This window comes from Escherichia sp. E1130 (genome assembly GCF_005781065.1).
Lineage (GTDB): Bacteria > Pseudomonadota > Gammaproteobacteria > Enterobacterales > Enterobacteriaceae > Escherichia.
In genome coordinates, this window is sequence record NZ_VATL01000004.1 from 425,974 (window position 1) to 445,165 (window position 19,192).

The 19,192-nt window shown below is 52.8% G+C and carries 16 protein-coding genes and 3 tRNA genes; 4 read left to right on the forward strand and 15 right to left on the reverse strand.

Annotation, left to right across the window (positions count from 1 at the left end; translation table 11 throughout):
* Position 1: 1 nt before the first annotated feature.
* The 7 genes from hflX to nnr form a co-directional block, all read right to left on the reverse strand.
* Entirely contained in the window at positions 2-1,282 is a 1,281-nt protein-coding gene (gene hflX, locus FEK66_RS04820) for a ribosome rescue GTPase HflX (protein WP_000460360.1), read from the reverse strand.
* A gap of 76 nt (positions 1,283-1,358) precedes the next feature.
* On the reverse strand, positions 1,359-1,667 hold the full coding sequence (gene hfq / locus FEK66_RS04825) for an RNA chaperone Hfq (protein ID WP_001051883.1): 309 nt from the start codon (positions 1,665-1,667) through the stop codon (positions 1,359-1,361).
* Between the two features lie 85 nt (positions 1,668-1,752).
* A complete protein-coding gene (miaA, locus tag FEK66_RS04830) occupies positions 1,753-2,703 on the reverse strand; it encodes a tRNA (adenosine(37)-N6)-dimethylallyltransferase MiaA (RefSeq protein ID WP_001280339.1) in 951 nt (316 codons plus the stop codon).
* Positions 2,696-4,561 carry a DNA mismatch repair endonuclease MutL gene (mutL, locus tag FEK66_RS04835; RefSeq protein ID WP_135495131.1) on the reverse strand — a complete coding sequence of 622 codons (1,866 nt, stop codon included), beginning with the start codon at positions 4,559-4,561 and terminating at the stop codon, positions 2,696-2,698. Before mutL ends, miaA begins: the two co-directional genes overlap by 8 nt.
* A gap of 9 nt (positions 4,562-4,570) precedes the next feature.
* On the reverse strand, positions 4,571-5,908 hold the full coding sequence (gene amiB, locus FEK66_RS04840; RefSeq protein WP_135495132.1) for an N-acetylmuramoyl-L-alanine amidase AmiB: 1,338 nt from the start codon (positions 5,906-5,908) through the stop codon (positions 4,571-4,573).
* A gap of 18 nt (positions 5,909-5,926) precedes the next feature.
* On the reverse strand, positions 5,927-6,388 hold the full coding sequence (gene tsaE, locus FEK66_RS04845; RefSeq protein WP_000981977.1) for a tRNA (adenosine(37)-N6)-threonylcarbamoyltransferase complex ATPase subunit type 1 TsaE: 462 nt from the start codon (positions 6,386-6,388) through the stop codon (positions 5,927-5,929).
* A complete protein-coding gene (gene nnr / locus FEK66_RS04850) occupies positions 6,360-7,907 on the reverse strand; it encodes a bifunctional ADP-dependent NAD(P)H-hydrate dehydratase/NAD(P)H-hydrate epimerase (RefSeq protein ID WP_135495133.1) in 1,548 nt (515 codons plus the stop codon). Before nnr ends, tsaE begins: the two co-directional genes overlap by 29 nt.
* On the opposite strand from nnr, the gene queG reads away from it, so the two are divergent.
* A complete protein-coding gene (queG, locus tag FEK66_RS04855) occupies positions 7,906-9,045 on the forward strand; it encodes a tRNA epoxyqueuosine(34) reductase QueG (protein WP_130205981.1) in 1,140 nt (379 codons plus the stop codon). The two genes, nnr and queG, sit on opposite strands and share 2 nt — an antisense overlap.
* Here the strand turns inward: queG and FEK66_RS04860 are convergent.
* The 5 genes from FEK66_RS04860 to orn all read right to left on the reverse strand — a co-directional run bounded on the left by FEK66_RS04860 (position 9,028) and on the right by orn (position 10,490).
* Positions 9,028-9,081 carry a hypothetical protein gene (locus tag FEK66_RS04860; protein ID WP_100699686.1) on the reverse strand — a complete coding sequence of 18 codons (54 nt, stop codon included), beginning with the start codon at positions 9,079-9,081 and terminating at the stop codon, positions 9,028-9,030. The genes queG and FEK66_RS04860 overlap by 18 nt on opposite strands.
* A 233-nt stretch (positions 9,082-9,314) precedes the next feature.
* Positions 9,315-9,390 (reverse strand) — tRNA-Gly (locus FEK66_RS04865).
* 35 nt (positions 9,391-9,425) lie between these two features.
* A tRNA-Gly gene (locus FEK66_RS04870) sits at positions 9,426-9,501 on the reverse strand.
* 157 nt (positions 9,502-9,658) lie between these two features.
* Positions 9,659-9,734: transfer RNA gene (locus tag FEK66_RS04875), tRNA-Gly, on the reverse strand.
* 210 nt (positions 9,735-9,944) lie between these two features.
* Positions 9,945-10,490 (reverse strand): oligoribonuclease, encoded by a 546-nt coding sequence (gene orn, locus FEK66_RS04880; protein WP_064525781.1) that lies wholly within the window; start codon positions 10,488-10,490, stop codon positions 9,945-9,947.
* Positions 10,491-10,584: 94 nt separating this feature from the next.
* On the opposite strand from orn, the gene rsgA reads away from it, so the two are divergent.
* From rsgA to mscM, 3 genes are all read left to right on the forward strand, one after another.
* Positions 10,585-11,637, forward strand: coding sequence for a small ribosomal subunit biogenesis GTPase RsgA (rsgA, locus tag FEK66_RS04885; RefSeq protein WP_130205979.1), 1,053 nt, complete (start codon positions 10,585-10,587; stop codon positions 11,635-11,637).
* Positions 11,638-11,733: 96 nt separating this feature from the next.
* Positions 11,734-12,702: an archaetidylserine decarboxylase gene (asd, locus tag FEK66_RS04890; RefSeq protein ID WP_135495134.1), complete on the forward strand. Its 969-nt coding sequence runs from the start codon at positions 11,734-11,736 to the stop codon at positions 12,700-12,702.
* 21 nt (positions 12,703-12,723) lie between these two features.
* A complete protein-coding gene (gene mscM, locus FEK66_RS04895) occupies positions 12,724-16,047 on the forward strand; it encodes a miniconductance mechanosensitive channel MscM (protein ID WP_135495135.1) in 3,324 nt (1,107 codons plus the stop codon).
* Positions 16,048-16,077: 30 nt separating this feature from the next.
* On the opposite strand, the gene FEK66_RS04900 is transcribed toward mscM, so the two are convergent.
* The 3 genes from FEK66_RS04900 to epmA all read right to left on the reverse strand — a co-directional run bounded on the left by FEK66_RS04900 (position 16,078) and on the right by epmA (position 19,188).
* Positions 16,078-16,392, reverse strand: a complete 315-nt coding sequence (locus FEK66_RS04900; RefSeq protein WP_130216739.1) for a YjeO family protein — start codon at positions 16,390-16,392, stop codon at positions 16,078-16,080.
* Between the two features lie 97 nt (positions 16,393-16,489).
* Positions 16,490-17,992: a glutamate/gamma-aminobutyrate family transporter YjeM gene (gene yjeM, locus FEK66_RS04905; protein WP_130205971.1), complete on the reverse strand. Its 1,503-nt coding sequence runs from the start codon at positions 17,990-17,992 to the stop codon at positions 16,490-16,492.
* A 218-nt stretch (positions 17,993-18,210) separates the two neighbouring features.
* Positions 18,211-19,188 carry an elongation factor P--(R)-beta-lysine ligase gene (epmA, locus tag FEK66_RS04910; RefSeq protein WP_000004771.1) on the reverse strand — a complete coding sequence of 326 codons (978 nt, stop codon included), beginning with the start codon at positions 19,186-19,188 and terminating at the stop codon, positions 18,211-18,213.
* Between the last annotated feature and the right edge of the window lie 4 nt (positions 19,189-19,192).

Here is a 19,192-nt window from a genome sequence, read left to right on the forward strand (position 1 = left end):
GTTAGATCAGGTAATCGATCAACGCCGGTTCTTGTTTACAGAGGCGACGCCAGTCAACGATCGGCATACGAACTTGCAGACTTACGCTGCCGTCCTCCTCCATCCACTCTTTTTCTATTGCCTGAAGCTGATAAAAACGACTTCTCAGACGCCCTTCCTGCGGCGGCAAACGCAATGTATGCTGCGCCACCTCGCCGGAAAGCCGCTCCGTCAAAGCCTGAAAAAGCTGTGGTATCCCCGCTCCGGTCTGTGCGGAAAGCCAGACACGGATCGGTTTGTTCTCTTCGTCCCGATCAATACGCGGTTCGAAATCTTCCAGCATATCGATCTTGTTCATCACCAGCAGAGTTGGGATCTCGTGAGCATCGATCTCTTCAAGAACCGTATTCACCGCTTCGATGTTTTCTTGTACACGCACATCTGCCGCATCAATGACGTGCAGCAGCAATGTGGCTTGCCGCGTCTCTTGTAACGTGGCTTTAAATGCCGCCACCAGATCGTGCGGCAAATGGCGAATAAACCCTACGGTATCTGCCAGCACGGTTTCACCGACATCTGCGACGTCAATACGCCGCAACGTCGGGTCGAGGGTGGCAAACAACTGGTCTGCCGCGTAGACCCGCGCTTCGGTGATGCGATTGAAAAGGGTAGATTTACCGGCGTTGGTATATCCCACCAGCGAAACAGTAGGGACGTCGGCTTTGATACGTGATTGCCGCCCCTGCTCACGCTGCTTTTCAACTCTTTCCAGGCGCGACTGTATCTGTACGATGCGATTACGCAACAAACGACGGTCGGTTTCGAGCTGGGTTTCACCCGGACCACGCAAACCTATCCCGCCTTTCTGTCTTTCAAGGTGGGTCCAGCCACGCACCAGGCGCGTAGCCAGATGGCGCAGCTGCGCCAGCTCAACCTGCAACTTACCCTCATGGGTACGCGCACGTTGGGCGAAAATATCTAAAATAAGGCCGGTGCGGTCGATAACACGACACTCGCACAAACGCTCCAGGTTACGCTCCTGCGCCGGGCTCAGGGCATGGTCAAAAAGAACGACCGAAGCTCCCGTCGCTTTTACGGCTTCCGCAATTTCAACTGCTTTACCTTCACCTACAAAATACTTTGGGTGCGGCGCTTTACGGCTACCGGTAATCACCTGCAATGCTTCGACACCGGCGGAAGAAACCAGAGATTCAAACTCCTGGAGGTCTTCCATATCTTTGTCTTGCGTAAAATAGATGTGTACCAGTACCGCCTGCTCACCAGCATCATAACGGTCAAACAAGCGTATAACCCTCTAAATAGATCAGCGGGGAACGCAGGATCGCTGGCTCCCCGTGTAAAAAAAACAGCCCGAAACCTTATTCGGTTTCTTCGCTGTCCTGTTGCGCGGAAGTATTCTGCGCGCTGCTACCATGATGGTAGTTACTGCTGGTACCGCCACCGGCGTTGTTACTGTGATGAGAAACCGGGCGAGACGGGACAACAGTAGAAATCGCGTGCTTATAAACCATCTGGCTGACCGTGTTTTTCAACAGGATCACGAACTGATCAAAAGACTCGATTTGTCCTTGCAGCTTAATACCATTCACCAAATAAATAGAAACTGGAACACGTTCCCGACGCAGTGCGTTCAGGAACGGATCTTGTAAAGATTGCCCCTTAGCCATTCTCTCTTTTCCTTATATGCTTATTTGTACTTTGAACCTTTCGATTCTGAAAAAATTGCGCACGATACGTCTCAATTGTACACATTCAGCCTGCGATAGCACCAACAACCTGTAATACTTCGTCACGCGCCTGTTCTGGTTTTTCACTGTCAAGCCAGTGAACTCCTTCCCAACCACGCAGCCAGGTTATCTGCCGCTTCGCCAACTGTCTCGTGGCGCAAACACCTCGATAAACCATTTCATCGTATGAGATTTCGCCTTCAAGGTAAGACCACATCTGGCGATAACCCACGCAACGAATGGAAGGCAAATCCGTATGCAAATCTCCTCGGGCAAAAAGCGCCCGGACTTCTGCTTCAAAACCTGAAGCCAACATCTGATGAAAACGCTGCTCAATTCGTTGATGGAGCAGTTCACGGCTCGCCGGGGCGATGGCGAACTGATGCACCTGATACGGTAGAGCGTCTCCTGACGTTTGCGTCAGTTCCGTTAAAGTTTTACCCGAAATGAAAAAAACTTCCAGTGCTCGGGAAAGCCTTTGTGGATCATTTGGATGAATCCTTGCTGCCGCAACCGGATCGATCTCCTGAAGTTGACGATGCAATGACTCCCAACCTTGCTCTGCCGCCTGTTGCTCAATTCTGGCCCGTACTTCCGGGTCCGCCGACGGTAGCGGCGACAACCCTTCCAGCAATGCCTTGAAATACAACATCGTACCGCCCACTAACAGTGGGATCCGCCCCGCCGCCGTGATATCGGCCATCTCCGCCAGCGCATCGCGGCGAAAATCAGCGGCCGAATAAGCCTGCGACGGATCGCGAATATCCAGCAATCGGTGCGGCGCGGCGAGTAATTCTTCAGCGTTCGGCTTCGCCGTCCCGATATCCATCCCTTTGTAAATAAGGGCAGAATCAACACTTATCAACTCTACTGGTAAAATTTTACGCAGCTCAATAGCTAACGCCGTTTTACCGGAGGCCGTCGGCCCCATCAAAAAAATCGCCTTAGGCAGGCTCGCCTTACTGATATCACTCATCTTTCAGGGCTTTTATCGCCGGATGTAAATCAACAGATTGTAACAGACCACCCGGCGGCGTTTTCACAAGCTGCGGACATAACCGTTCTACGTCCGTCAGCAGGGTAATGGCCTGTGCCATTGACCACTGCGCATGTTCGCTCATCAGATTTCGTGCAATCCACTGCGCAATATTGCCAGGTTCGAATACGGACTGCTTCGCCAGGTAGCCTATCAGTTCAGGAATCAAGATTTGTAAATTTTGTTGGCGTAAGGGTAAAGGCACGGCCCTGATGGTCACATGCTGCGCATCGGACTGAAATTCAATACCCAATTCCGCCAGTGCAGACTGCGCTTTTTCTAAGGCCGATCTTTCTTCACCAGAGACTTTTAGCCGCAGCGGAATAAGCAGCGGCTGAGCGCAGACCGGCGCATCTCCCGGCGTTAACTGCGCCTGACGTAACCAGCGTTCCGCCACCGGCAGGGCTAAAAGTGAAATATTGCCGTCACGTTCTAGTAGCGCACAGTCCGAATGGACGATAGTCAACACCCGACCAAAGCTTTGACCATTCGCAGCCAGCGTAAGTTCCTGCGATTCTTGCACTTTTGGTTTGTGCATCGCTGCAGGCGTTTGCAAAAGCTGGCGATACACATCGCCTTGCTGTTTCTGGTAGCCCGGTTGCGCGTTCGGCCACGGGGCGGCCTGACGGCTACCGCTACTTGCAGCAGGCGCAGGAGATGAAGACGGAGAGTAACGCGGAGCCACTGGCTCACGAACTGCCGGTTCAGCAAAGTGATTACGCCCTGCTGCCACGCGGTTTTCGGGTATATGGCGCGGTGCTGACTGGGCGTTATCTTCCAACGGCAAAGGCGTTTCCAGCTGCTGTTGCAGCACGCTCAGCACGCCCTGATAGATAAAGTCATGCACCAGACGCGACTGATGGAAACGCACTTCGTGTTTGGCGGGGTGTACGTTGACGTCCACCTGATGCGGGTCGATCTCCAGATATAGCACAAATGCCGGTTGCTGATCGGCCCCCAGTTTGTCTTCGCAGGCCTGGCGGATCGCGTGATTGATCAGGCGATCGCGCATCATGCGACCATTCACGTAGCAATACTGAATTTCCGCCAGTGCGGGCGTGATGTGATTCGGATCGGCCACCCAGCCGCGCAGCGTGAGATCGCCGTGTTGCCATTCGATCGCCAGCGCATGTTCGAGAAAAGCAGTGCCGCAAATCGCCCCTAAACGGCGTTCTTTTTGCCCGCCTTCCGGTACTGCTCGGTACTGACGTACGATTTTTCCGTTATGCGACAGGTTGATAGTGACGTCGAAACGCGCCAGCGCAATGCGGCGGATGATTTCATCGATATGGTTAAATTCGGTTTTCTCGGTGCGCAAGAATTTGCGCCGCGCCGGGGTGTTGTAGAACAGGTCCAGCACTTCCAGCGTCGTACCCACCGGATGCGCCGCCGGTTTAATCGTCACGTCCATATCGCGCCCTTCGGCATAGGCCTGCCAGGCTTCCTGCTGCTCCGTGGTACGCGAAGTGAGCGTCAGACGGGAAACCGAACTGATACTCGCCAGCGCCTCACCGCGAAAGCCCAGGCTGATAATGGCTTCGAGATCGTCCAGAGAGGCGATTTTACTGGTGGCATGACGCGCGAGCGCCAGCGCCAGCTCATCTTTTTTGATACCGCAGCCGTTATCACGAATGCGGATAAGTTTCGCCCCACCGCGTTCGATATCAATATCGATACGCGTCGCGCCCGCATCGAGGCTGTTTTCCACCAGTTCTTTGACTACCGACGCAGGTCGCTCGACCACCTCACCTGCGGCAATCTGGTTCGCCAGTTGTGGCGGTAAGACCTGAATTGGCATCAATAATCCTTAGTTTGGCAGCGTGCGATCTGGCGTCGTCACCGTACTGGCAGTTTGTGCCGTTGCACCCTGCGGCGCAGACTGCATTGGATGCGCAAGGAAGTAATTGCGCAGGCCGTTGTAAATGGCTTCTGCCAGTTGTTGTTGGTAATCGTCGCTCGCCAGCAAACGTTCTTCGCTGTTATTGCTGATAAAACCAGTTTCGACCAGTACTGACGGGATATCCGGCGAACGCAGAACGCCGAGACTGGCGTGTTCTGGTCGGCGTTTATGAATTTCGCCAATGCGTTGCAACTGACTGATCATATTGGTCGCCACATCATACCCTACCCGCTGGGAATGACCGAATTGTAAATCCAGCACCGCCTGGCTTAGGTACGGGTCGGCCTGACTGTTCGCCAGCACATCGCCCGCCCCGCCCAGCAGCTCCGACTGCTTCTCATGCTGTTCCAGCCAGCTTGCCATTTCGCTGTTGGCGCGACGGTTAGAGAGCACCCATACGGAGGCTCCGGTGGCACTACGGTTTGGTGCGGCATCGGCATGAATCGACACAAGGAAATTGGCGTTTTGCTTACGTGCCACATCGCTGCGCCCCATCACCGAGATAAAGTAATCCCCGTCACGGGTTAAAACGCCCTTGAACATCGGATCGTTATTGAGCAAGGTACGTAATTTACGCGCAATGGCGATGGTGACATTTTTCTCCCGTGTACCACCAGGGCCGATAGCGCCAGGGTCCTGACCGCCGTGTCCAGCATCAATAGCGATGACAATTTTATCGCCAGTGTTAGCCGTCGAGCGCGCTGCCGGACGCGTTACCGTATTGCTGCTGATAACGCCCGTGGTACGGTTGTTTTCTGTTTTAAACGGATTGCGCGCCGGTTCGCTGACGCGCGGTGCGACCACTGGCGGAGCCTCAACGCGTTTAGCAACCACAGGCGTTGGAGGGGGCGGTGGCGGCGCATCGGCATTAATCGTAAAGACAACGGTGTAATTGCTGCCATTCTGCCGCTTCACCGCTTCGGTTTTACCGTTTTCGGTAAGATCGACCACCAGCCGCAACGTTTGTGCATCTTTAGGCGTTCCAGAGCGAATCGCCTTCACCAGATTATTACCGCTGAACAACAACGGCAGCCCCTGAATCACGCCCGTTTGTTTGATATCGAGCGCCACGGTGCGTTTGCTTTGATGGCTAAACGCATAATCAGGATCGCCATTAAAACTTAACGTTATCCGCGCCTGTTGATTACCGTTAGAAACCTGAATATCAGAGAGCGTCGCGGCGCCAGCCTGCGCGCACAGCAGCACCAACGCCGCCACCAACCAATTTCTGATGCGATACATCATCCCGCCACCTTTTAAAGGTTAACCGGCTAAACGCGCCAGCAACAATTCACCCGCAGAGGAAACCGCACTCACGCGCGCCTCACGGCCTTGTGCCTGATAATCAATGTGTATTTCGACATCCGGGTCAGGAAGAACACCTGTACCTTGTTGTGGCCACTCCACCAGGCAGATGGCATCGTTGGCAAAATAGTCGCGGATCCCCATAAACTCCAGCTCCTCGGGATCGGCAAGGCGGTACAAATCAAAGTGATAAACCATTAAATTGTCGAGCGTATAGGGTTCGACCAGCGTATAAGTGGGGCTTTTGACATTACCCTGATGACCCAGAGCTTGTAAAAAGCCACGGCTGAAGGTGGTTTTACCTGCGCCTAAATCGCCATACAGATAGATTACGGTTGCGCCATCGCAGGCTTTCGCTACCCGCTCGCCCAGGTCTAATGTTGCCTGCTCATCAGGGAGCGGAATTACTCGATTCATCATGGTTTTTATCAGTCACTTCCGGGTTAACAATACGCTGTAGCGTGGAAAAGAGATCGGTTGCCAGCATCCCGCGCGTACCAAAACGCGCTGCCAGTACGTCAGCTGCCGCACCGTGTGCGACACAGCCCGCGCACGCTGCATCATACGGCGATAATTTTTGCCCAAGCAATGCGCCAATAATACCAGAGAGCACATCGCCCATGCCGCCGCTCGCCATGCCTGCATTTCCGGCGTCAATAATACCTAAAGCGTCAGGATGTGCGGCGACCACGGTTCCGGCACCTTTCAGCACCGCTACGCCGCCATAACGTTGTACCAGACGTTGTGCGTAATGTAAGCGGTCACTTTCAATTTCAGCGACGGAACAGCCTAACAACCGCGCAGCCTCGCCAGGATGCGGCGTGATCACGCGATTGTGACGCTTATCGGGATTGATTGCCAGCAGGTTCAATGCATCGGAATCCCACAACATCGGTTTGCGAAAATTTTCAACTTTTTGCAGGGCTTTTTTTCCCCATTCTTGCTGGCCCAGACCGGGACCAATCACCACCACATCGGCCCATTCCAGGCTGTCTGTAAGAGAGTCCATAGTCAGTTCATGCACCATCAATTCCGGTCGTGCGGTCAGCAGCGGCGCAATGTTTTCACTGCGGGTCAGCACTCTGACCAAACCAGCGCCAGCACGCAGCGCCGCTTCTCCTGCCATACGAATAGCTCCTGCCGTGCCGTGATCGCCACCGATAATCACCAGCCGCCCGTGATCACCTTTATGCGAAGTCGGGCGACGCGGTTTCAGCCAGTGAGAAAGTTGTTCAGCAGAAAACCGTTGAATTTTCGTCTCCTGACCTGCCAGCCAGCTATCCAGCCCCAGAGAGTCAAAATGCAGTTGTCCGGTAACATCCCGTGCTTTCCCGGTGAGCAAGCCAGGTTTCAGCGCAATAAAGGTGATGGTGTGATCGGCGTTGATCACCGCACCTGGCGTGGCGCCGGTTTCCGCCAACAGGCCGGAAGGGATATCAACCGCCACAATCGGCGCGGGATGGGTATTAGCATGGTCGATTAATTGGCTAATAGATTCACGAGGCGCTTGCTGCAATCCAGTGCCGAGCAGCGCATCGACGATCAGATCCACCGACTCGGGCCAGACAATATTCGTCGCATGGATTTCGCCTCCCGCGTTTAACCATGCCTCGCGTGCCAGCGCGGCCTCTTCCGGCAACGGTTTGTCACTTTCCTGGGCCAGCAGCGTGACATCAATGCCGACCGCTTTTGCCAGCCGCGCGACCACGTAACCATCACCGCCGTTATTGCCGTGACCGCACAGCACCAGCCAGTAGCGGGCGTCAGGATAAGCCGCACGACACACCTGAAATGCGGCTTCGCCAGCGCGAAGCATCAGCTCATAGAGCGTTAGCCCCAGCGCATCGGCCGCCTCACGTTCTCCGCGGCGGATATCGTCGGCGTGCCAGACGGTGTGTGGTATACTTACGGGGTTTTTCTTCATTGTATGGTCCGTCATGTCAGAGCCCCTCGATCTCAATCAGTTAGCGCAAAAAATTAAACAGTGGGGGCTGGAACTGGGCTTTCAGCAGGTAGGTATTACCGATACCGATCTCAGCGAGTCCGAGCCCAAACTGCAAGCATGGCTGGACAAACAGTACCACGGCGAAATGGACTGGATGGCGCGTCACGGTATGCTGCGCGCCCGCCCCCACGAGTTATTGCCCGGTACGCTGCGCGTGATCAGCGTGCGGATGAATTATCTTCCTGCCAACGCCGCATTTGCCAGCACGCTGAAAAATCCCAAACTCGGCTATGTTAGCCGTTATGCGCTGGGCCGTGACTATCACAAGCTTCTGCGCAACCGACTCAAAAAGCTGGGCGAGATGATTCAGCAACATTGTGTTTCGCTGAATTTTAGACCGTTTGTCGATTCTGCGCCTATTCTCGAGCGCCCGTTAGCTGAAAAAGCTGGACTTGGCTGGACAGGTAAGCACTCACTTATCCTCAATCGCGAGGCCGGTTCGTTCTTCTTTTTAGGTGAATTGCTGGTCGATATTCCTCTGCCCGTGGATCAACCGGTCGAGGAAGGATGCGGTAAATGCGTGGCCTGTATGACGATTTGCCCGACCGGCGCCATCGTCGAGCCATATACCGTCGATGCTCGCCGTTGTATTTCTTATCTGACGATTGAGCTGGAAGGGGCTATCCCGGAAGAGTTGCGACCGTTAATGGGAAACCGTATTTACGGCTGTGATGACTGTCAGCTTATCTGCCCGTGGAATCGCTATTCACAACTGACAACTGAAGACGATTTCAGCCCGCGCAAACCACTACACGCACCGGAACTCATTGAGCTTTTTGCATGGAGCGAAGAGAAATTCTTAAAAGTCACGGAAGGATCGGCGATTCGCCGTATAGGTCACCTGCGTTGGCTGCGTAATATCGCCGTAGCATTAGGCAATGCGCCCTGGGATGAAGCGATTCTGACGGCGCTGGAAAGTCGTAAAGGTGAGCACCCACTTCTTGATGAGCATATAGCGTGGGCGATTGCGCAGCAAATTGAGAGACGAAATGCGTGCGTGGTCGAAGTGCAATTACCGAAAAAACAGCGTCTGGTTCGTGTAATTGAAAAGGGACTACCACGTGACGCCTGATTCATCCACAGCTTGTGAATAAAAATAAAAACGCATTGCAATTCAAGACGAATATCATCGTCAAGTGATCGATACGACAAAATACAATCTTAATTTTCAACTTATATATCAACAAGTTAAAAAATTACTATTCACCGTGCGAAGTTTTTCTGAAATTAAGATTACAGCCCGGACCTGTGGATAACTCTGTTTACAAGAGTTTGTCAGAGGCAACAAAAACCAGCAATAACGCATCGCGTCGCTGTGGATATTTTATTGGGGGAAGAATTTGGAGCGGGAAACGAGACTCGAACTCGCGACCCCGACCTTGGCAAGGTCGTGCTCTACCAACTGAGCTATTCCCGCTTGGGTGGTCTGTGCTTTGCAGCACTTTCAAATTTTGGAGCGGGAAACGAGACTCGAACTCGCGACCCCGACCTTGGCAAGGTCGTGCTCTACCAACTGAGCTATTCCCGCTTAATCTTCGTCTTTCGAACTGCTACTGCCTTGGCTGCCTTCACTCACCTTAGTCACTTACTTTTGTAAGTCCCCAAGGATTCGTTCAGTTGCCGCCTTGTCGCAATTCGAAATACTGCGATTGGGTGGTCTGTGCTTTACAGCACTTTTCAAATTTTGGAGCGGGAAACGAGACTCGAACTCGCGACCCCGACCTTGGCAAGGTCGTGCTCTACCAACTGAGCTATTCCCGCGTACTACTTAATTTTTGCTTTCGTAATTTCGCATTTCTGCGTCGTTACGGGAGGCGCATTATACGAGAAATCTTTCCCTCTGCAACCCCCCTAAAAAAAATTTTTAGAATTTTTATCTCAAGTGCTGAAATTATCAGCAAGGCGTTCAATTTAGCGTCAAAATCACGCCGCCGCAAGTGTATTCCGGCGGTTACGTGACCAGGAAAAATTTTACAGCTTGATGAAATGCTCGCGGTAGTAAGCCAGTTCCGCAACTGATTCGCGGATATCATCCATCGCCTGATGCGTCCCCTGCTTGGTAAAACCGTCGAGAATTTCCGGCTTCCAGCGGCGCGCCAGCTCTTTCAGCGTGCTGACATCGAGATAGCGGTAGTGGAAGTACGATTCCAGTTCCGGCATGTATTTGAACAGGAAGCGGCGATCCTGACCGATGCTGTTACCGCAGATAGGCGATTTCCCCGCTGGCACCCACTGTTTTAAAAATTCGAGCGTCGCCAGTTCTGCTTCCCGATCGCCCATCGTGCTCGCTTTCACACGCTCCACCAGCCCGCTGGCGGTATGGGTGCGCACGTTCCAGTCATCCATCAGCGCCAGCTGTTCATCGGACTGATGTACTGCAATGGTCGGCCCTTCTGCCAGAATATTCAGGTTGGCATCGGTCACCAGCGTGGCAATCTCAATAATGCGATCGCGCTCGGGATCCAGACCGGTCATCTCAAGATCGATCCAAATCAGGTTGTTTTCATTGGCACTCATGCTATTTTCCACCCATTCACAGTGACTATATTGATCCACAATTGCGTGTATCATAGATGTTTTGCCCATCAGGGGCGACCAGGAGTCTGTACGATTGAGTAAAAATAAACTCTCCAAAGGCCAGCAGCGCCGCGTGAACGCCAATCACCAGCGTCGTCTTAAAACGTCTAAGGAGAAGCCCGACTACGACGACAATCTGTTTGGCGAGCCTGATGAAGGTATCGTCATCAGCCGCTTTGGTATGCACGCTGATGTGGAATCCGCCGATGGCGACGTTCACCGCTGCAATATTCGCCGTACCATCCGTTCGCTGGTGACCGGCGACCGCGTAGTCTGGCGTCCGGGTAAACCGGCGGCGGAAGGCGTAAATGTCAAAGGGATCGTGGAAGCGGTACATGAGCGCACCTCGGTGTTAACGCGCCCGGATTTCTACGACGGCGTGAAACCCATCGCCGCCAACATCGATCAGATTGTTATTGTCTCCGCCATTTTGCCGGAGCTGTCGCTCAATATCATCGACCGTTACCTGGTAGCCTGCGAAACCTTGCAGATTGAGCCGATTATTGTGCTCAACAAGATTGACCTGTTGGACGACGAAGGCATGGCGTTCGTCAACGAACAGATGGATATCTACCGCAACATCGGTTATCGCGTATTGATGGTTTCCAGCCATACTCAGGATGGGCTGAAACCGCTGGAAGAGGCATTGACCGGACGCATCAGCATTTTTGCCGGGCAATCTGGCGTTGGCAAATCCAGCCTGCTGAACGCGTTGCTGGGGCTGCAAAAAGAGATCCTGACCAACGATGTGTCTGACAACTCTGGTCTGGGTCAGCACACCACGACTGCCGCTCGGTTGTATCACTTCCCGCACGGCGGCGATGTGATTGATTCTCCTGGGGTACGCGAATTCGGACTCTGGCATCTCGAGCCGGAACAAATCACTCACGGTTTTGTCGAATTCCATGACTACTTAGGTCTGTGCAAATACCGCGATTGCAAACACGATACCGATCCGGGCTGCGCTATCCGTGAAGCCGTTGACGAAGGGAAAATCGCGGAAACCCGTTTCGAAAACTATCACCGTATTCTGGAAAGCATGGCGCAGGTAAAAACGCGTAAAAACTTTTCTGATACGGATGACTGACAATTAAGCTAACCGTCGTTAGAATCGTCCCCTTTTTTTCAGGATCCGGCATATACGCCGGATCAGGAACGACAAAACAATGGCCTGGAGGCTACTTTGTTAAATTCATTTAAACTTTCGCTACAGTACATTCTGCCGAAACTATGGCTTACTCGCCTGGCGGGTTGGGGCGCAAGCAAGCGAGCAGGATGGCTGACAAAACTGGTTATCGATCTGTTCGTTAAATACTACAAAGTCGACATGCAAGAGGCGCAGAAGCCGGATACTGCCAGCTACCGCACCTTTAACGAATTTTTTGTCCGTCCGCTGCGTGACGAAGTACGCCCAATCAATACCGATCCGAATGTACTGGTCATGCCTGCCGATGGCGTTATCAGCCAGTTAGGTAAAATCGAAGAAGATAAAATCCTGCAAGCCAAAGGCCACAATTACAGCCTCGAAGCCCTGCTGGCGGGCAACTATCTGATGGCGGATCTTTTCCGCAATGGTACGTTTGTGACCACTTACCTCTCCCCGCGTGACTATCACCGCGTACACATGCCGTGCAACGGTATTTTGCGTGAGATGATCTACGTGCCGGGCGATCTCTTCTCCGTTAACCATCTCACTGCTCAGAACGTGCCAAATCTGTTTGCCCGTAACGAACGCGTGATCTGCCTGTTCGATACCGAATTTGGCCCGATGGCGCAGATTCTGGTTGGTGCGACGATTGTTGGCAGCATTGAGACTGTCTGGGCGGGTACCATTACACCACCGCGCGAAGGCATCATCAAACGCTGGACCTGGCCTGCCGGGGAAAACGACGGTTCTGTGGCGCTGCTGAAAGGCCAGGAAATGGGTCGCTTTAAACTTGGCTCTACCGTTATCAACCTGTTTGCACCAGGTAAAGTGAATCTGGTTGAGCAACTGGAAAGCCTGTCTGTCACGAAAATTGGCCAGCCGCTGGCAGTATCTACCGAAACCTTTGTTACGCCAGACGCTGAACCAGCCTCGCTTCCTGCTGAAGAGATCGAAGCAGAACACGACGCCAGCCCATTGGTTGACGACAAAAAAGACCAGGTCTAATCCATCAAAGGAAACGCTGACGTGCGCCTGATTATCACTTTTCTGATGGCCTGGTGCCTCAGTTGGGGGGCGTACGCCGCGACGGCCCCCGATAGCAAACAAATCACCCAAGAACTGGAGCAGGCAAAAGCGGCAAAACCCGCGCAGCCGGACGTCGTAGAGGCGCTCCAGTCTGCCTTAAATGCGCTTGAGGAACGAAAAAGTTCCCTTGAGCGTATCAAGCAATATCAAGAAGTCATTGATAATTATCCGAAACTCTCTGCTACTCTGCGCGCACAATTAAACAACATGCGTGACGAGCCGCGCAGCGTGTCGCCGGGAATGTCTACCGACGCGCTGAATCAGGAAATTCTCCAGGTCAGCAGTCAGTTGCTGGATAAAAGCCGTCAGGCCCAGCAAGAGCAGGAACGCGCCCGCGAGATAGCGGATTCATTGAATCAACTTCCGCAACAGCAAACTGATGCCCGTCGTCAGTTAAATGAAATTGAGCGCCGCCTGGGAACACTTACCGGCAATACCCCGCTTAATCAGGCACAAAATTTCGCGTTGCAGTCTGACTCCGCACGTCTGAAAGCCCTCGTTGATGAACTGGAGCTGGCGCAGCTGTCTGCCAATAACCGCCAGGAATTAGCGCGCTTGCGCTCTGAGCTGGCGGAAAAAGAGAGCCAGCAGCTGGATGCGTATTTGCAGGCCTTACGTAATCAGTTGAACAGCCAACGCCAGCTTGAGGCGGAGCGGGCGCTGGAAAGCACCGAGTTGTTGGCTGAAAGCAGTGCCGATTTACCGAAAGATATCGTCGCGCAATTCAAAATTAACCGCGAGCTTTCGGCAGCGCTGAATCAGCAGGCGCAGCGAATGGATCTCGTCGCTTCGCAACAACGTCAGGCTGCCAGCCAGACATTACAGGTCCGGCAGGCGCTGAATACCCTGCGCGAGCAGTCACAATGGCTGGGAGCGTCCAACCTGCTCGGCGAAGCATTGCGAGCGCAGGTGGCACGACTGCCGGAAATGCCGAAACCGCAACAACTTGATACCGAAATGGCGCAGTTGCGCGTTCAACGGCTGCACTATGAGGATCTACTCAATAAACAACCTCAACTGCGACAAATCCTTCAGGCTGACGGCAAACCGCTGACCGCCGAGCAAAACCGTATTCTCGAAGCACAACTGCGTACTCAGCGTGAGTTGCTGAACTCATTGTTGCAGGGTGGTGACACGCTACTGCTGGAACTGACCAAGCTGAAAGTCTCCAACGGGCAACTGGAAGATGCGCTGAAAGAGGTGAACGAAGCGACGCACCGCTATCTGTTCTGGACCTCTGACGTGCGCCCGATGACCATCGCCTGGCCGCTGGAAATCGCCCAGGACCTGCGCCGTCTCATTTCGCTGGACACCTTCAGCCAGTTAGGTAAAGCCAGCATCATGATGCTGACCAGCAAAGAAACGATTTTGCCGCTGTTTGGCGCGTTGATTCTGGTCGGTTGCAGTATTTACTCGCGCCGCTATTTCACCCGTTTTCTCGAACGTTCGGCAGCGAAAGTCGGCAAGGTGACTCAGGATCACTTCTGGCTGACATTACGCACCCTTTTCTGGTCGATTCTCGTCGCGTCACCGTTACCGGTGCTGTGGATGACGCTGGGTTACGGCTTGCGCGAGGCGTGGCCTTATCCGCTGGCGGTAGCGATTGGTGATGGCGTAACAGCCACCGTGCCGCTGCTGTGGGTAGTGATGATTTGCGCCACATTTGCCCGCCCGAACGGCTTGTTTATCGCTCATTTTGGCTGGCCGCGCGAACGTGTTTCCCGCGGGATGCGCTACTACCTGATGAGCATCGGGCTTATCGTGCCGCTGATTATGGCGCTGATGATGTTCGATAATCTCGACGACCGCGAGTTTTCCGGTTCGCTGGGACGGCTTTGCTTTATTCTCATATGTGGTGCGCTGGCGGTGGTCACCCTCAGTTTGAAAAAAGCGGGGATCCCGCTGTACCTCAACAAAGAGGGAAGCGGCGATAACATTACCAACCATATGTTATGGAACATGATGATTGGCGCGCCGCTGGTCGCTATTCTGGCAGCGGCAGTCGGTTACCTGGCAACGGCACAGGCGCTGTTAGCAAGGCTTGAAACCTCGGTCGCCATCTGGTTCCTGCTGTTGGTGGTTTACCACGTTATCCGCCGCTGGATGCTAATCCAGCGGCGCAGACTGGCTTTTGACCGGGCGAAACATCGCCGGGCCGAGATGTTAGCGCAGCGCGCGCGTGGCGAAGAGGAAGCGCATCATCACAGTAGCCCGGAAGGGGCGATTGAAGTCGATGAAAGCGAAGTCGATCTCGATGCCATCAGTGCGCAGTCCTTGCGGCTGGTGCGCTCAATCCTGATGTTGATCGCCCTGCTTTCGGTCATTGTGCTGTGGTCAGAAATCCATTCCGCTTTCGGCTTCCTCGAAAATATTTCGCTGTGGGATGTCACTTCCACGGTACAGGGCGTAGAAAGCCTGGAGCCGATCACCCTCGGTGCGGTGCTGATAGCTATTCTGGTGTTCATCATCACCACGCAACTGGTGCGCAATCTGCCCGCGCTGCTGGAACTGGCAATCTTGCAGCATCTCGATTTAACGCCGGGTACGGGCTACGCCATCACCACCATCACCAAATATCTGCTGATGCTGATTGGCGGGCTGGTCGGCTTCTCGATGATTGGTATTGAGTGGTCGAAATTACAGTGGCTGGTCGCCGCGCTCGGTGTTGGTCTGGGCTTTGGTTTGCAGGAAATTTTCGCCAACTTTATCTCTGGCCTGATTATCCTATTCGAAAAACCGATTCGCATTGGCGATACGGTAACGATCCGCGATCTTACCGGTAGCGTAACGAAAATTAACACCCGCGCCACAACTATCAGCGACTGGGACCGCAAAGAGATTATCGTGCCAAACAAGGCGTTTATTACTGAGCAGTTTATCAACTGGTCGCTCTCTGACTCGGTCACGCGCGTGGTGCTGACGATTCCGGCCCCTGCCGATGCCAACAGTGAAGAAGTGACAGAAATCTTGCTCAACGCTGCGCGCCGCTGCTCGCTGGTGATCGATAACCCGGCGCCGGAAGTCTTCCTGGTGGATCTACAGCAAGGGATCCAGATTTTCGAGCTGCGTATTTACGCCGCAGAAATGGGTCACCGCATGCCGCTGCGCCATGAAATCCATCAACTGATTCTGGCGGGCTTCCACGCCCACGGTATTGATATGCCATTCCCGCCCTTCCAGATGCGTCTGGAAAGACTCAACGGTAAACAAACGGGGAGAACATTAACTTCTGCGGGCAAAGGTCGTCAGGCGGGAAGTTTGTAAGGTCTTTGTGGCCGGATGACCCCATCCGGCTCACAAGCAAAACTGATAGCGCAGAAAAAACTGCCACAGCCAGTAGCCGAAGATCGCAAGTGCGGTGACGTACATAAACCAGCCGCCTTTTTTTCGCCGCAGCGCGAACCAGAGAAAAGGGAAAAAGAGCGGCAACGTCAATATCACACCGACATCGCGAGTATCGTCATTTTCCAGATACTCCAGCACATCACAGATGTTTTTAACCCCGCCTTCATCAATCATCCACTCTTTGTCCAGCGTGGAAGTGATGAGTATCCAGGGGATCGCCACAACAAACCAGATGCAGCACAAGACAAACATGCGCGCACTCATGAGGTAACCCGTAGTTTAATTTCGCTATAGCGCATACGAAATCCCACTCATTCCCTGTCATTACGCCCTATCGTCAGGCCGACGATAGGGCATCTGATTACTCAGCCGCCCACTGAGGATTTTTTGCCACTCTGCTGCAATAATTCTGGTAAATCGCCATCGCTAACAGCGAGAAGAAGACAGGGCCGCCAACCATCCACAATGTGCTATCCCAGTCTCCGGCTTCAACCACTGGCTGGATAATTGTGAAAACGTTCGCAAACGTCACCACCAGTACCACCACCACTGTCGCGATCGTTGCCGACATGTGTGTTTTGAAAATCACAAATGGTCTGTCGAGATCCTGACGAGCTTTAAAGAATGGGAAAGCCAGCGCGAGGAACAGATAGGGAAGCGTCATGGAAACGTTCGCCATCAGCGTCAGCTTGTTAAAGAACGCTGATGCGGTACCACCGCCAAACGAAACCAGCAGGATGAAGACAGTAACCAGCCCGCACTGCATCCACATGGCGATAGACGGCATGCCCATGGCGTTCAGGCGCGTCATCGGTTCCGGCCATAACGCTTTCGGCGTACCCTGGATGATCGCTTTTAGTGGCGAGTAGCAAAGAGTAAAGAACGCGCCGGTGTAAGCCAGGAACATCGAAAGCCCGGTAATACGCGCAAACCATACGCCCAGCGACAATGACGCCTCAGGTGACAAATGCAGCACGTTACCCAGCGTCATCCCCAGACTTTTCATCAACACATAGGTGATATTGCCGAGGTTAACGGAACCATTACTTAATACCTGCTGCCAGTTAGTGCTGACGCCCCATAAAAATATCGCCAGCGAATAACCGATTGAAATAACAATAGCGGCAAAAACAATACCTTTGGCAAAGTTCTTTTCTGGGTTTTCTGTTTTATCTACCAGACCACCAACCGCTTCAATTCCGCCGTAAGCGAAAATGGCAAATACCACAAACGATAACATCGCCAGACCGGATTGATATCCTGGATTCGGCGATACCACGAAATTAATATCCTGTGCAAAATGGCCACCATTTAATAACAAAATGGCAATGCTCACTAACAGTAATACTAAATTAAGACACATTACTGCAATACCACCTACTGCAGTAATACGAGCAATTTTATTAATCCCTTTTGAGGCAACCACGGTAACCAGGATCATCCATGCCACCGCCAGCAGACCCACTACCTGCGTTGGCTCCAGGCCAGCAATGCGCCAGTGCTGAGTCATGTCGGTACCGTAGAGGAACGTAGAAAATGGTACCCAGACTTTAGCTGAGGTACTCACCATCCAGATGATATAAGAGGAAAACCACATAAATGTGCCGATAAAGGCGAAACGTGGTCCGACACTATTATTCATCCAGGAATAGATGCCGCCTTCTTCTTTGCGATAGGCCGCGCCCATTTCTGCCATCATTAAGGCAAATGGTATAAAAAATAATAATGCAGAAAATATATAAAAGGGAATCGCACTATACCCCATTAAATAATAAGCTGCCGGACTATTGGCAAACCCAAATACTGAGGTAAAGATCATCAATATGAGTCCTATCAGACTCATCTTTTTTATCGTGTGAGGCATGAAATTATCCTTCGTTTTAGCACATGTATAAAACGCGCGCACTGAACTGCACTACCCATCGATTGACGGGCCGCAATAAAAAAACATACAGAATTGATACCTGGATGATAGCAAATATCCAGTCTTAAATTGTGGCCTTTAGCAGAAAAATGAAAACATCTGCTACAGAATGGCGTTACAGCGCCATTCTGTGTGGTTAATTAGATGATTTTTCAGAATTATGCCCGGTCAACGCTAAAGGCAATCACTTCCGCAAGCGTCTCCGCGCCCAACGCCAGCATCACCAGACGATCAACGCCCAGAGCTACGCCGGAGCAGTCAGGCATACCGACTTTCAGAGCTTCGATGAGGTTTTGGTCGATTGGATGCTGCGGTAAACCACGCGCCGCACGTTTGCGGTTATCCTGCTCAAAACGTTGTTGCTGTTCACGGGCGTCTGTTAATTCATGGAAACCATTCGCCAGCTCAATACCTTTGTAGTAGACCTCGAAGCGCTCTGCGACCCGATGATCTTCGGTACTGATTTGCGCCAGTGATGCCTGACTGGCAGGGAAATGATAAACAAAGGTCGGTTTTTCTTTACCAATGTTCGGTTCCACACCAAAGGTAAACAGCAACTGCAACAACGTATCGCGGTCTTCTTCGGTATCAGCAACGTTGCTCAGATCCAGTTTCGCCGCCACTTCCCGCAGCTGCGTTTTATCAGCTGAGAGCGGATCAATTTCCAGATAACGTAAGAAGGCTTGCTGATAAGAAAGGCTTTCTGCAGCCGGGCAATCCAGTACTTGCTGCAGAAGATCGTCAACTTCGTTCATCAGCCGGTACATATCATAATGCGGCCGATACCACTCCAGCATCGTGAACTCAGGGTTGTGATAACGCCCCATCTCTTCATTACGGAAGCTGCGGCACAGCTGGAATACTGGGCCACAACCGGCAACCAGCAGGCGTTTCATGTGATATTCAGGGCTGGTCATTAACCAGAGATTCATCCCCTGAGAGTGTCCGGGGCCAACGAAACGTGTCTCAAACGGGACCAAATGAATATCGGTTACCGTCGCCTGGCTCATACAAGGCGTCTCCACCTCCAGCACTCCACGATCGGCAAAGAAACGACGGATCTCCGCCATAATCGCCGCGCGTTTTAATAAGTTAGGAATGGATGCGCTCGGCTGCCAGGATGCCGTTTCGCTCATAGTG

What these genes read in the sequence shown, in the direction of transcription:
- hfq (WP_001051883.1), bottom strand. Translation starts at nt 1,667, where the DNA reads ATGGCTAAGGGGCAATCTTTACAAGATCCGTTCCTGAACGCACTGCGT.
- miaA (WP_001280339.1), bottom strand. Translation starts at nt 2,703, where the DNA reads ATGAGTGATATCAGTAAGGCGAGCCTGCCTAAGGCGATTTTTTTGATG.
- mutL (WP_135495131.1), bottom strand. Translation starts at nt 4,561, where the DNA reads ATGCCAATTCAGGTCTTACCGCCACAACTGGCGAACCAGATTGCCGCA.
- amiB (WP_135495132.1), bottom strand. Translation starts at nt 5,908, where the DNA reads ATGATGTATCGCATCAGAAATTGGTTGGTGGCGGCGTTGGTGCTGCTG.
- tsaE (WP_000981977.1), bottom strand. Translation starts at nt 6,388, where the DNA reads ATGATGAATCGAGTAATTCCGCTCCCTGATGAGCAGGCAACATTAGAC.
- queG (WP_130205981.1), top strand. Translation starts at nt 7,906, where the DNA reads ATGTCAGAGCCCCTCGATCTCAATCAGTTAGCGCAAAAAATTAAACAG.
- nnr (WP_135495133.1), bottom strand. Translation starts at nt 7,907, where the DNA reads ATGACGGACCATACAATGAAGAAAAACCCCGTAAGTATACCACACACC.
- orn (WP_064525781.1), bottom strand. Translation starts at nt 10,490, where the DNA reads ATGAGTGCCAATGAAAACAACCTGATTTGGATCGATCTTGAGATGACC.
- FEK66_RS04900 (WP_130216739.1), bottom strand. Translation starts at nt 16,392, where the DNA reads ATGAGTGCGCGCATGTTTGTCTTGTGCTGCATCTGGTTTGTTGTGGCG.
- yjeM (WP_130205971.1), bottom strand. Translation starts at nt 17,992, where the DNA reads ATGCCTCACACGATAAAAAAGATGAGTCTGATAGGACTCATATTGATG.
- epmA (WP_000004771.1), bottom strand. Translation starts at nt 19,188, where the DNA reads ATGAGCGAAACGGCATCCTGGCAGCCGAGCGCATCCATTCCTAACTTA.